11 protein-coding genes and 1 pseudogene are annotated in these 13,251 nt (G+C 61.8%); 7 read left to right on the top strand and 5 right to left on the bottom strand.

Annotated elements, in window-relative coordinates; all coding sequences use genetic code 11:
• Window positions 1-11: 11 nt before the first annotated feature.
• Window positions 12-493, top strand: a pseudogene (locus V1289_RS44240) (Lrp/AsnC family transcriptional regulator).
• A 34-nt stretch (window positions 494-527) separates the two neighbouring features.
• On the opposite strand, the gene V1289_RS44235 reads toward V1289_RS44240, so the two are convergent.
• A complete protein-coding gene (locus V1289_RS44235) occupies window positions 528-833 on the bottom strand; it encodes an ETC complex I subunit (RefSeq protein WP_334405851.1) in 306 nt (101 codons plus the stop codon).
• A gap of 230 nt (window positions 834-1,063) precedes the next feature.
• Here V1289_RS44235 and V1289_RS44230 point away from each other — a divergent pair, with 230 nt between their 5' ends.
• Window positions 1,064-2,215 (top strand): OpgC domain-containing protein, encoded by a 1,152-nt coding sequence (locus V1289_RS44230; protein WP_334405850.1) that lies wholly within the window; start codon window positions 1,064-1,066, stop codon window positions 2,213-2,215.
• 33 nt (window positions 2,216-2,248) lie between these two features.
• Here V1289_RS44230 and V1289_RS44225 read toward each other — a convergent pair whose 3' ends face one another.
• Window positions 2,249-3,115 carry a VOC family protein gene (locus V1289_RS44225; RefSeq protein WP_334405849.1) on the bottom strand — a complete coding sequence of 289 codons (867 nt, stop codon included), beginning with the start codon at window positions 3,113-3,115 and terminating at the stop codon, window positions 2,249-2,251.
• An 886-nt stretch (window positions 3,116-4,001) separates the two neighbouring features.
• Between V1289_RS44225 and V1289_RS44220 the strand changes: the two genes are divergently transcribed.
• Both V1289_RS44220 and V1289_RS44215 read left to right on the top strand, forming a co-directional pair.
• Complete coding sequence (locus V1289_RS44220; protein WP_334405848.1) at window positions 4,002-6,248, top strand: TOMM precursor leader peptide-binding protein; 2,247 nt, start codon at window positions 4,002-4,004, stop codon at window positions 6,246-6,248.
• A gap of 46 nt (window positions 6,249-6,294) precedes the next feature.
• Entirely contained in the window at window positions 6,295-7,731 is a 1,437-nt protein-coding gene (locus tag V1289_RS44215; RefSeq protein ID WP_334405847.1) for a SagB/ThcOx family dehydrogenase, read from the top strand.
• On the opposite strand, the gene V1289_RS44210 is transcribed toward V1289_RS44215, so the two are convergent.
• The 3 genes from V1289_RS44210 to V1289_RS44200 form a co-directional block, all read right to left on the bottom strand.
• A complete protein-coding gene (locus V1289_RS44210) occupies window positions 7,728-8,843 on the bottom strand; it encodes an amidohydrolase family protein (RefSeq protein WP_334405846.1) in 1,116 nt (371 codons plus the stop codon). The two genes, V1289_RS44215 and V1289_RS44210, sit on opposite strands and share 4 nt — an antisense overlap.
• A gap of 65 nt (window positions 8,844-8,908) precedes the next feature.
• Window positions 8,909-9,685, bottom strand: a complete 777-nt coding sequence (locus V1289_RS44205) for a cyclase family protein (protein WP_334405845.1) — start codon at window positions 9,683-9,685, stop codon at window positions 8,909-8,911.
• A 35-nt stretch (window positions 9,686-9,720) separates the two neighbouring features.
• On the bottom strand, window positions 9,721-10,719 hold the full coding sequence (locus V1289_RS44200; RefSeq protein WP_334405844.1) for a fumarylacetoacetate hydrolase family protein: 999 nt from the start codon (window positions 10,717-10,719) through the stop codon (window positions 9,721-9,723).
• A gap of 87 nt (window positions 10,720-10,806) precedes the next feature.
• Between V1289_RS44200 and V1289_RS44195 the strand changes: the two genes are divergently transcribed.
• From V1289_RS44195 to V1289_RS44185, 3 genes are read left to right on the top strand one after another with little or no spacing between them, the layout of a single operon-like run.
• Window positions 10,807-11,724, top strand: coding sequence for an ABC transporter substrate-binding protein (locus V1289_RS44195; protein ID WP_334405843.1), 918 nt, complete (start codon window positions 10,807-10,809; stop codon window positions 11,722-11,724).
• A gap of 15 nt (window positions 11,725-11,739) precedes the next feature.
• Window positions 11,740-12,438, top strand: a complete 699-nt coding sequence (locus V1289_RS44190) for a GntR family transcriptional regulator (protein ID WP_309184673.1) — start codon at window positions 11,740-11,742, stop codon at window positions 12,436-12,438.
• 37 nt (window positions 12,439-12,475) lie between these two features.
• Window positions 12,476-13,249, top strand: coding sequence for an ABC transporter ATP-binding protein (locus V1289_RS44185; protein ID WP_442896144.1), 774 nt, complete (start codon window positions 12,476-12,478; stop codon window positions 13,247-13,249).
• Window positions 13,250-13,251 lie beyond the last annotated feature (2 nt).

Below are 13,251 nucleotides of genomic sequence, written 5' to 3'. Positions count from 1 at the left end.
ACGAGGCACCCATGACAGACCAGCAAGAGCTCGACGAAATCGACTTGAGAATACTGTCCGAGCTTCAGAAGGATGGGCGCATCCGAAATAACGAACTGGCGAACCGTGTCGGCGTCTCCGAGCCTCCCTGCTGCGGCGCGTCCGGTCGCTGCGCGGCCGAGGCGTGATCAGGGCGATCCGCGCCACCCTCGACGAGCGGCACCTCGGCTACGAGGTGGCGTCATTCGTCTCGATTCAACTTACGAGCCAGACCCAGGCGACGCTGCAGGCGTTCGAAACTTCGATCAGGGCGCTACCCCTCGTCCTGCAGTGCTGGCGCATTTCGGGAGAAGCGGACTTTCTGCTCAAATGCGTCGCGACAAGCGTCGAGGGGATGCACCAGCAGCTTCTGCAGTTTGCGGCCATGCCGGAGGTCCGAAACATCAGAAGTTCCCCGGTGCTTGGCGTATCGAAGGATGCGCCACTGCCGATACCGGGATATCCGGCAGCATAAATAGCCCGAGCCGACCCTTAGTGGGTCCAAATCCTCAGTGGGTCCAAGGTTCGCCGCGCCGGAATGCGAAATTGTCGGCATAGGCGATTTGGCGGGGCGTGGACGCCTTGGGTTCGATCACCTGATACGGGATGCCCTTGCGCTCGCAATAGGCCACCGCGTCTTCCCTGGTGTCGAAGTGAAGCGTGAGCTGCTGTTTCATGTCGCCGGACGAGGTCCAACCCATCAAGGGTTCGATTGCCCGGGGTTGCTCGGGTTCGTAGTCCAGTTGCCATTCCCTGGTTTTGGCCCTGCCCGATTGCATCGCGTTTTTGGCGGGCTTAAAAATGCGTGCGGTCATGGATGGTCGGACCTCGTGAGATATGCGACATGGTAGCGTTTGGCGGAAACGGCCGGGATAGTATAGAGAAACCTTTCAGGGATTTGATCGGTGATTCCATCGCCCCGGATGATACAGTTCCGGACCGGTATAGTCATTATGCTGCACTGTGACAATCTTGGGTCGCCTGGCGGCCGGGGCGCTGTTCTGCGGCACGATCTTGTCGAAAGCATTACTTCGAAACGGCACCCATGAAAATCAACGCCACCCTGCCCGAAAAAGGACGCGACCTCCGGCTCGACCTGTTTCGCGGGGTCGCGAACTGGGCGATTTTTCTGGATCATATTCCAGACAATGTCGTGAACTGGATCACCACCCGAAACTACGGCTTCAGCGACGCCGCCGACCTGTTCGTCTTCATTTCCGGATATACCGCCTCCTTCGTCTATGCCCGGATGATGCTGGACCGCGGCTTCATCGTCGGCGCCACGCGGCTCACCAAGCGCGTCTGGCAGCTCTATGTCGCCCACATCATCCTGTTCGTGATCTACATCGCCGCGATCAGCTACCTGGCGCTGCGTTTCGGCGATTCCGAGATCATCAACGAGTTCAACGTGGCGGGCCTGGTCGATAATGCGACCGAAACGCTGCGGCAGGGATTGTTCCTGAAATTCAAGCCGGTCAATCTCGACGTGCTCCCGCTCTACATCGTGCTGATGGGGCTGTTTCCGCCCGTGCTGTGGATGATGTTGCGCCAGCCCAACTGGACGATGCTGGCCTCGATCGCGCTGTGGCTGGTGGCGCGGCAGGCCGGCTGGAACCTGTCTGCCTATCCCGGCGGAACCTGGTACTTCAATCCGTTCTGCTGGCAGGTGCTGTTCGTGTTCGGCTCGTGGTGCGCGCTCGGCGGCGCCCGGAAGAACATGGGTGTCATCAATTCGCCAATCACGCTGTATTTCTGCATCTTCTATTTGCTCCTAGGCCTGGTCATGACCATGGCCGGCAAGTTTCCGGATTTCGGCGCGCTGTTTCCGCACTGGCTCTATTCAACCTTCAATCCCAACGACAAGACCAATCTGGCGCCCTATCGCTTCCTGCATTTCGTGGTGATCGTGATTTTGGTGATCCGCTTCGTGCCGAAGGACTGGAAGGGGCTGGAATGGAAAGTGTTCGATCCGCTCGTCGTCTGCGGTCAGCAATCGCTGGCGGTGTTCTGCGTCGGCGTGTTCCTATCCTTTGTCGGGCATTTTGAGCTGATGATGAGCTCGGGCTCGCTGTTCGCGCAGATCTTCGTCAGCGTGACCGGCATCGCGATCATGACCATCGTGGCCTATTACATCTCCTGGTCGAAACGGCAGGACAAGCCGTTGCCCAAAACGCCGGCGGCCGCCAAGGCGGGTTGATCGGGTCAGGTTGGGATCGGTTGCATTCGCGGTCTAACGCTTGGACTTGCTGACGACCTTGCCTCTCGATGAAATCCCGCCCCATTCGGCGGTCCAGGTGAGTTCGGGCGCCGCATCCTGCCCGATCGCGTCCTGGCGACGCGTTCCCTGCAACGCGAACATGGCGCCCTGGGGGTCGATGCATCGGACGATCCAGCCGCCTTCCGGCAATTCGACCGGGCCCTGGGCGATCCGGCCACCACCGGCCTTCACGCGCTCGACTGCCACGTCGACGTCGCCGATATTAAAATAATATAGCCAGAACGGCACGGGTGCCCGCGGAAGTTTGGTGAAGATGCCGCCGAGCGTTTGCCCGCCGGACGCGAACAGCCGATACGAATCCATCAGACCGGTTTCGGCCGCGGCCTGCTGCCAATCAAACAGTTCGCGGTAAAAGGCGAATGCCGTCCTGCAATCAGCGGCAAGCAGCTCATGCCAGCCGACATGTCCCGGCTCGCCCAGCCCGGCCTGCTCCGGCCGACCGGGCTTCAACCCTTTGACCAGCGCAAGCGTTGCCGTTTGCGGGTCAGCCACGACCGAAATGCGACCGATGTTGGTATTCGTGGGCGGGACGTACACGGCGCCACCGAGGCGCTCGACCAGGCCGGCGGCTTTATCCACATCGTCGACGGCGACATACCCCACCCACCGCGGCGTCGCGCCCATTTTCCGCGCCTCTGGCGGCAGGTCCATGAATGCCCCGACTGGAGCCTGTCCGGCGGTGAACAACGTGTAGGTGAACTCGGGCGTCGAAGCATCCTGTTCGCCCCAGCCCACGACACTGCCATAAAAAGCCCTCGCGGCGGCTATGTCCGTCGTCAAAAGCTCGTACCAGACGAAACGTCCGTGATGATCGGTCAACGCGAATTCTCCCGTTCCAGCCGCAAGCCACCGCGCTGCAACATTGCGGTTCCGGATAATAGTCTATGAGTTATTTCATGAGCGCGCGAAGGGCGACTCGCGCCAGCGGCCCGTGATCACTTTCACGTTGTAGCGGCCTTCACGAACGGATCATGGATACCGTTCACACCCGGTTCATGGATGTCGTGGTTTGATGGATCGTGGCCGATTTTGTTCATCAAGATGAACCGACTAAGATGCAAAATCGAAAAACACTGTGAGGCGCAGCCAGTCTTGCAGGCCGCTTTCGCCAAGCGTACAATCGCATGGCTGGACTCGAAACATATATTACCAGGTAATGGAGGATGCGACGATGCCACGGGTGAAGCAAGCTTCGAAGTCGAAGCGTGTGACCAAAGCCGCCGTACCCGCATTGGGTGCCGCCGGTTTGACTTTCTCGCTAGTGGGGGGCGCATCCGCAGCGGCCGTGCCAACCGCGGACGTGCAGCAGACGCCGAACTACGTGCCGACACAAGCGCTCACGCTCGGCGAAGAAGAAATTGCGGACGTCAGTCTCGCCACGTTCCATTTGTTCGACAAGGAGAACACCGGAGCCGCCAGCGGCGCTGTGCAGATGGCCTGGGGTTGCCGGTGCGGCGGCTGCCGAGGCTGCCGCGGCTGCAGAGGCTGCCGTTGCGGCGGCTGCGGGGGCTGCGGTTCTTGCTGTGCATCGTGGGGGATCTGCCGCCTCTGCTGATCCAGCGCAGCTTTCGAACACGTTGACAAACGCAAGGCGTCATGGCCGGGTTCGACAGGGTCGACCCGGCCATTTTATGTCTGACGTTGCCGGAGAACACGCCTCACAATGGCGATCCGCAGTGACAAGCAAGGTACGCGTACGAAACTCATGACAGGCCATCGCAAGACCCGCGCCACGCGTCAAACCGGCAAAGACGTTGTGCAGTTCGCGCCGAATTTCACCGTCTACGTGCTTCCCCCCGATGTCGTGAGCCTCTATTCGGAGGACCGGAAATTCTTTCTGCACGGCGAGCTCTATGTCGCGCTCGCCGAGGCGATCGGAAAGACCGGAAAAAGCCTTGGCCGGCTCGTCCGCGAGCTGGAGCGCAAGTTTCCGTCCGATCAGATCAATGAAGCCCTCAAGCGGCTAGGTGACCGTCGCTATATCGTGCCTGCCTCGCCTGCCGCCGACGGCACGGTCGCCGGCTATTGGGCTAGCCTCGGCCTGCCGTCGGAGGTTGCGGAAAGCAATCTCAAAAATTGCCGCGTGCGCATTGAGGCGATCGACGTCATGGGCGCAACCGAACTCGGCGCCGCGTTGGGCGAACTCGGCGTTCGCCTCGTCAAGAGTTCTCCCGACCTGACGATCACGCTGGTGAGCGATTATCTGGAACGACATCTCGCCCAGCTGAACCGACAGCGGGTGTCGGACAAGACGCCCTGGCTGCTGGTGCAGCCCTCGGGGGTTTTTCCGCTGGTGGGCCCGGTGTTCAAACCCGGCGAGAGCGCCTGCTGGACCTGCCTGTTCGACCGCATGATCCGCAACCGCGAGATCAAGGGATTCCTCGATCGCGGAGGGGCGCAGCCCGTCGCGGTTTCGCCACTGGTCCGCAACACTTTCGGGCAAAGCGCGATCCAGTTCGCAGCCGTCGAGATTGCCAAGGCGATCGCCTCCGGCTTTCGCACCGACTTGCGCGATCATATTGCGAGCTTCGACCTGATGGGCGCGACGATCGCCAAGCACTATGTCGCGCATCGCCCGCAATGTCCGACCTGCGGCGCCAGGAAATTGCAGAACCCGCGCCGTGCGCCGCAGCCGATCGTGAATGGCCCCGGCGCCAAGCTGATCATGACCAGCGGCGGATATCGCACGGTGTCGTCGCGTGTCACGGTTGCACGCTACCGAAAGCATGTCAGTCCCCTCACCGGCGTCGTGAAACGGCTGGAGCGGATCGAAGCCGATCTGCCGATGAACACCAACTTTTTCGCGCAACATAATTTTTCCGCGCCGGCCATGAGCGTCGATCAACTGAGATCGGGACTGACTGGCGGCAGCTTCGGCAAGGGCTCAACCGCCGAGCAGGCCGAAGCCAGCGCGCTGATGGAAGCGATCGAGCGCTATTCCGGAATTTTCCAGGGCGACGAAATCCGGATGAAGCGGCGCTTCACCGATTTCGCACCGGGCGATGCCATTCTGGCCAACGACGTCCAGCTGTTCAGCGAGGCGCAGTTTGCCGCGCGGCACGAACCTGCAGGCGACGATTCACATCCGATCCCGGAGCCGATCGATCCCACCGCCAAGATCGAGTGGTCGCCGGCCTGGTCGTTGCGCGACCAGCGATTCCGGTATTTTCCGACCGGCCTGATGTATTTCTTCTACCGGGACGCCCATACCGATTCCAACGGCTGTGCCGCCGGCAACACGCTGCAGGAGGCCATCGTCCAGGGCTTTCTCGAACTCGTGGAGCGCGATGCCTACGCGATCTGGTGGTACAACCGGTCACAGCGGTCGGAGGTCGATCTCAGCGAGTTCGACGATTCCTACATCCGCGATATCAAGACTCAATTTACCGACGCCGGACGCAAACTGTGGGTGCTCGATGTCACCAACGATCTCGGCGTTCCCACCTATGTCGCGGTCATGCACTGGATCAAGGACGGCCAGGAGAATATCGAGTTTGGCTCCGGCGCGCATTTCGACCGCCGCATTGCGCTGCTGCGTTCGCTGACCGAACTGAGCCAGTTCCTGTCGATCGGCCTGATGGGCGGCGGCAGCGGCGACAAGTCGAGCCTCGACGGCATCACGCCGTTGCGCCTGGAGAATTATCCGTTCCTGATTCCGGCGAGCCGTCCGGTGGTGGTGCCGGAACTCGGCATCAATGTCCCGCTCGACAGCGCGCGCGAGCAGGTGGAAGCGTGCGTTGAGATCGCCCGGCGCGCCGGGTATGATTTCCTCGTCCTCGATCAGACCCGCCCCGACGTCGAAGTCTCGGTGGCCCGGGTCATCGTTCCCGGACTGCGGCATTTCTATCGCCGCTTCGCACCCGGCCGGCTGTACGACGTTCCAGTCAAGCTTGGTTTTCTCGACCGCCCGTTATCGGAAAGCGAACTGACGCCGTTCCTTCCGCACACCTGAAGGAGGTACGGCCTTGCGCGCGCCTGCGAAAAAGCGAGGGCGAAAAGTGACACCCGCCATCGCGGCCCGGCTGAACGCGCGCGTCTCGCTCGAAGCACAGGCGGATGGCAACGTCGCCGCCCGCTTCGACGGGTACGCGGCCGGCCTTGGAAAGTTCAGCGCCGAAGCGATCGATCGCGCGCACGGCTTGCGCACCGGTCTGCCGCTCGCTTCGTTTTCGCCCCCGCGCAAGGCGATCGACCGCGAAATCGATCTCCTGGTCCGGCGCCTGGCCGAACACGGGCTGTTGGAATACCGGCTCGGGCGCGAGCGCGGCAAGGACGACCTCGTCGTCATCGAACCGCAAATGCCCGGTTATTGGCCGCAAACGCCGAAGCTTGCCGACTCCGCGACGATCGTATTGTCGCGGTTCGCCTACATGCGACGGCGCGGCAATGACATGGTGCTGGAATCGCCGCGCGCCGGCGCGTTGTTCAATATCAGCGAGCCGAAGGTCGCAGCTACCATTGCCACGCTGTCCGCGCCGCAGAAGATCGGCCAGATGCGGCGGCAAGCAGGATTTCCCGGCCTGGAGCTGCTCGGATTGCTGCTGGATTGCAAAATCCTCTTCAAGATCGACGCCAAGGGCGGCGACGGCCGCCGCGCAAATGAGGGCGACGAAAACCTCGTGCTCTGGGATTTTCACGATCTGCTGTTTCACACCCACAGCACCGAAGGCCGGCAGGCCAATCCACTGGGGGGACTCTACCCCTACGCCGATGTCATCGCGCCGCCACCGGCGGTGCGATCGCCCTGGCCCGGCACGACCATCGATCTGCAACCGCTTTCGGCCGCGGCCCATGAAACGCCCTCGCCATACGCAAAGCTGCTGGGCGAGCGCCATTCGACACGCGACTTCGACGACCGGCAACCGATCACACTCACCGAGCTCGCGCAATTTCTCGAAAGCACCGCGCGGGTGCAGTCGAAGTGGACCAGCAAGCTCGATTTTGACGGCGACGGTCCCGATATCGCCTACACCACGCGGCCGTATCCCGCCGCCGGTAGCGCGTACGAACTCGAACTTTATCTGAACGTCGCCAATTGCGACGGGCTGGAGCGCGGCTTCTATCACTATGATGCCGACAGGCACGCGCTGGTGAAGATCGATGCCCACGAGCAAGAGCTCGATGCGCAATTGGGGTCGGCTGAATTCGCGATGGACGCGCCCTCCTCGACCCAGATCCTGATCACGATCGCCGCGCGCTTTAACCGCGTTTCATGGAAGTACAGCTCGATCGCCTATTCGCTGATCCTGAAGGATGTCGGCGTGTTGCTGCAGACACTGTATCTGACGGCGACCGACATGGGCCTTGGTGGCTGCGCCATCGGCACCACCAATATCGATCTGTTCGCCAGGATGACGGGCATCGATTTCCACGTCGAAGGCCCGGTCGGCCAATTCGCGCTTGGACGCGGCATCAAATCCGATGCCGCGGACTAGCTTGCCAGCCGGGGCAACAATTTCTGCGCGTTGCCATGCTCGATGGCACCGAGCTGCTCGTCGGTGAACACCCCCGCCTCGCGCAAACCCTTCACGTGGTCGATGCTGGTTCGATAGGGATAGTCCGTTCCGAACAGGATCTGCGACACCGGAATAATGGCCGAGAGCGCCGCCATCGAGCCCTTGTTCGACGTCTGCGCCGTGTCGTAGTAAAAGCGCCTGAGTTCGGCCAAAGTGCCGTCCGGCACGGTTGCCTTGGCCTTCGGATCCAGAAATGCATTGCGGACGAAGCGCTCGATCAGGAACGGCATCGTTCCGCCCGCGTGCGAAAATATCCAGCTGATGTCACGAAACTTCTGCGCGTTACCGCTGAAGATGATGTCGGCGATGGTTCGGGTCGTGTCGGTGCCGAATTCGATCATGACGGGTTGCTGGGTGCGGACGAGATTGACGCAACAATTGGCCGCCGTTGGGTGGGTATAGACGACAGCCTTGCGCCGGTTGAGTTCTTCCATCACAGGCAAGAACGCGGGATCGCCGAGCCATTTGTCGCCGTAGCTCGTCATCAGGCCGATGCCGTCGGCCTTGAGCGTGTCGAGCGCGTAGGCAATCTCCTGCAGGCTGCCTTCGACATCCGTCAGCGGAACCACGGCAAAACTTCCAAAGCGTGCCGGATGGTCGGCAATCAGCTTCGCTGCATAGTCGTTGCACTCGCGCGCCAGCTTGCGCGCGGTCTCCCCCGACGTGAAATTGAGGGCCGGCGTCGTCACCGAAAGCATGGCGACGGCGACGCCGGCCCTGTCCATATCCTCGAGCGATTTCGCCGGCGTCCAGTTCTTCATCAGGGGATCGCCGAAATTGCTGGCGCTGGAAGCGGCGATATAGGTTGGCGGCGACAGATGATGGTGAACATCGATGCGAAACGGCCTGGCGCTATCCGCGGTCTGCGCCACCGCGTCCGGCGACTGACCAAGACCGACCGCAGCCAGCGCCGCAGCACCCGTCATTCCCTGCAGGAAATGGCGCCGGCTGAGTTTTGCGCCCGACAGCGAGAGCGTACTTCCATCGCAGCAAGCGCATCCCCGATACGACCAGCGGTGTTGGCCTTTCATCACATCCTCCCTGTCGGTCTCTTCGGACCTTATGCTCTGGCCTGCCGTGAACGCGCAGTAGAACTTTAACCGTCGAGAATGGCAACCGCCCGAGTCCAGCCGGCGGAAGCGCGCTCGATCTTGACCGGAAAGCACGACACCATGAATCCCGTCGATGGCAATTGCTCGAGATTATGCAGCTTCTCGATATGGCAATAGCCGATGTGGCGGCCCGCCTTGTGGCCTTCCCAGATCAGGCTGGCGTCTTTGGTCTCGGCATATTTCTTCGCGGTGTAGACGAACGGCGCGTCCCAGCTCCAGCCGTCGATGCCGGTCAGCCGCACGCCGCGCTCCAACAGATACATCGTCGCCTCATAACCCATGCCGCAGCCCGAGGTGACGTAGTCCTGCCGGCCGTATTTGGCTCCCGCGCTGGTATTGACCACCACGATCTCCAGCGGCGACAGCGTATGGCCGATGCGCTTGAGTTCGGCTTCGACATCCCTGGCGGTCGCGACATAGCCATCCGCGAAATTCCGGAAGTCGAGTTTGACGCCGGGCTGCAGGCACCATTCCAGCGGCACTTCGTCGATGGTCCATGAGCGCTCACCGCGGTTCATGGTCGGATGGAAGTGCCAGGGCGCATCGAGATGCGTGCCGTTGTGGGTCGAGAGTTGCACCTGCTCGACCGCCCAGCCCCGGCCATCCGGCAGGTCTTCGGCCTTCAACCCCTCGAAGAACTGCAGCATGCGCGGCAGGCCCTGCTGGTGATCGATGTACTGGATGGTCGGGTGACCGCCGGGCGGATCGGCCGGCACGTCGTTTTGCAGGGGAACGGAGATATCGATCAATTTACGCGCCATGGCGTTTCCTCACTCTGTGATTTCTTGTTTGGGCCTTAAGCGGCCTTCGCGTCCTGGCGTTCGACCCGATTTTTCAGGACGCCGATCTTCTCGACTTCAAGTTCGATCTCATCGCCATGTTCCAGATACCAGCCGATTTCCAGTCCACAGCCATTGCCGACCGTGCCTGAGCCAATGAATTCGCCGGGCATCAACGTCTCATCCCTGGTCACGTGCTCGATGATCTCCTCGAACGAAAATAGCATGCCGTCGGAAACCCCTTGCGAACGCATCTTGCCGTTGACGCGGACTTCCATCTTCAAATGATAGGGATCGCCGATCTCATCTGGAGTCACGATCCACGGGCCCATGACATTGCCGCCGTCAAAACTCTTGCCCTTGGCGGGGCCAAGCCGGCCCTCCATTTCGATGCGTTGGGCGTCGCGCGCCGAGAAATCGTTGAAGATCGTATAGCCGAAGATGTGACCCCTGGCTTTTGCAGCCGAAATATTGGCGCCCTTGTTCCTGGTGATGATGCCGAACTCGAGCTCGTAATCCATTACCTGGCTGTAGCGCGGCCATTTCACGGTCGTGTTGGGACCGCGCACGCTGAAGCGGTTGGTGATGTAGTAGATCGGCTGTTTGCGATAGACCTCCGGCAATTCGCCGAGCGGTTCGGCATTGAGCCGCGCCAGTTCCGCCATGTCGTTTTTGGCGCGCGCTGCGAGCTTGAGCTGGCCGCGCGGCGCCTGAAGGATATGCAGCGGGAACGACATGCCGTCGCGCATCTGCCGCGGTTCCGGCACCGGCGCAAGAATCTCGGCACCCGCTACGGCAACCGACAGCGCGTCGTCCTTGCCGTGCTTGTCGAACGCCGCCGCCGCCTGTTCGAGCGCGCGCGGGCCGGCATCGATCAAGGCCAGCATCGACGCAAACGCCGGATTCGCATTTCCGTCCCGGCTTGAGGCCGCCGCCAGGTCGAACAAACGGGCATCTCCGGAATGCACGATCGCGATCTTCTCCTGACCGCCGGATTTGAATGTTGCGAGTTTCATGTGTTGAGCCCTTGCTTTTGATTGGAATATATGATCCGATAAAATATCGATAATCAAGTCCTAAAAATGTAAAATGGGGAAACCGCGGTGAAAAATATCCTTGCGAGCATTGCGTTCAGCTTGGCGCTGGCTGGATCTGCTGCCGCGCAGACGAAGATCCAGATCGGCTGCACCGCGACGTCGGATTGCGCCTCCGCCATGGTCGCGGTCGACGAGGGTATCTTCAAAAAGCACGGGCTTGACGTCGAGATGACGCCAATCGGCATCAACTCGAACATTCCCGCGGCGATCCTGTCGAACTCGATCCAGATCGGCGGACCGACCTCGACCGTGTTCCTGCAGGCCGTCGACGGCGGGCTGGACCTCGTCGCCATCGCCGGCGCGTCGATCATGAATCCCGTGTCGAACGGCAACATCACCGCCTTCGTGCGCAACGGCATCACCATCAAGGAGCCGAAGGATTTCGTCGGCAAGAAAGTCGGCGCCCCCGGCCTGAACGCCTTCCTGCACGTGCTGTTCGTCAAATGGCTGGTGGAGAAAGGCGTCGACCCCAAAAGCGTCAATTTCGTTGAGGTCACCTTCCCGACCATGTCTGATATCATCAAGTCCGGCGGTGTCGATGCCGTGCTCACGGCCGAGCCGTTAGTGACGCGCATGCTCAATGCGGGGCTGGGCTCGGTCGGGGCGCGCTATGCAGTCGAACTCGCGCGCACCGATCCGATCATTTTCTACGCCGCGTCGCGCGAATGGGTCGACAAGAATGCCGCCACCATCAAGGAATTCCGCGAAGCGCTCGATGAATCTGCGCAAATCGTCAACAGCGACCGCGAGAAGGCGTCCGCGTCAATTTCAAAGTTCACCAGGCAGCCGCTCGAATTGGTCAAGGCGACGCCGCCGAACCAGTCCGAACCGGTATTGAAGCCCGAGCAACTGGCGTGGTGGATCGACGTCATGTCGTCGCAGAAAATGCTGCATCGAAGCTCGACACCGCCAAACTGGTCCTGAATTGAGGCCTTTGTCATGCCGGCTCCCGAGCGCAATCCAAACCAACCCGCCAGCGAAGCCGGCACCTTGAGCGAGCGCGCCGCGACGCTGGTCGAGCAGGATATTTTGGCCGGCCATCTCGCGCCGGGGGCGCGACTTGGGATCGTCGATCTGGTCGAGCGCTACGAGATTGGCGCGACGCCGTTGCGCGAAGGATTATCGCGGCTGATTTCGCGCGGCTTGATCGTCGGGATCGGACAACGCGGTTTTCGCGTGGCCGACGTCAGCCGTGAGGATCTGGACGACATCACCTGCATGCGCACCGCGGTTGAGATCGAGGCGATCCGGCTCGCGATCGCCCAGGGCGACGATGCCTGGGAGGCCGGCATTCTGAGCGCGCTGCACCAGATGCGCCGGCATATCGAGCGCACCGGCAACGAATTCCGCGAAGGTGCTGAGGATTTCGACCGGCTGCACAAGGGCTTTCATACCGCCTTGCTTGGGGCCTGTGGCTCGAAACGCATGCTCGCCGCCCATTCCGACCTTTACGACCAGGCGTACCGCTATCGCCGCGTGATGATGCGCCAGTTCGACAGCGGCAAGAAATTCGTGCGCGCGCATCAGCTGCTCGCCGACTGCGTGCTCTCGCGCGACGTTCCCGGCGCCCAGGCCATGCTGGCGGAGCACCTTCGCTCGACCATCAACTTCGTCTATCCCCCAGGCAGCGGAAACTGACGTTATGGCCATCGCCGCGAAACGCCAGGAGGCGCCCGTGTCCTCCCTCGCCACGCCGCAGCTCGCGTTTGCGGACGCCACGCTGATACTTGGCGGCAAAACCATCATCGAGAATTTGACCCTCGGCGTGCGTCCCGGCGAATTCCTTTGCATCGTCGGCGCGTCCGGCTGTGGCAAGACCACCGCACTCCGCCTCGCGGCCGGTCTCTATCAGCCGACCAGCGGCGCGGTGACGTTCGACGGCCAGCCGATGCTGCAGCCGCGCCGCGAGATCGCGATCGTGTTCCAGGACTACGGCAAGGCGCTGCTGCCGTGGCGTACCGCGGCGGGCAACGTCTCGCTCGCGCTCGAGGCGGGCGGGATTTCCGTGACCGAGCGCCCTGCCCGCATCGACGCTTTGCTGCGCAAGGTCGGCCTGCCCGGCCACGCCGAAAAATATCCGGCGGAGATGTCCGGCGGCATGCAGCAGCGCCTGCAGATCGCCCGCTGCCTGGCGCAGGAGCCGAAGGCGCTGCTGATGGACGAGCCGTTCGGCGCGCTGGATGCGATGACGCGGCAGGGATTACAGGACGAGGTGCTGTCGCTGGTCGCGGCCAGCAACGCCACCGTGATCTTCGTGACCCACGATCTCGACGAGGCGATCTATCTCGGCGACCGCGTCGTCGGCTTGCTGCCGCATCCCGGACGGATCGGCATTGAACTTGCGGTCAATCTGCCGCGCCCGCGCGATCAGCTGGCGACCCGCGAGCACCCGGAGTTCCTGCGGCTCCGGCGTCAATTGTTCGACTTCATCAAGGCGACCGAACAGTGACG

The sequence above is a fragment of the Bradyrhizobium sp. AZCC 2289 genome (assembly GCF_036924615.1).
In the GTDB taxonomy this organism is placed as follows: Bacteria; Pseudomonadota; Alphaproteobacteria; order Rhizobiales; family Xanthobacteraceae; genus Bradyrhizobium.
Note: the sequence above shows the minus strand (reverse complement) of the source record. Positions and strands in the feature narration are given on the sequence as shown.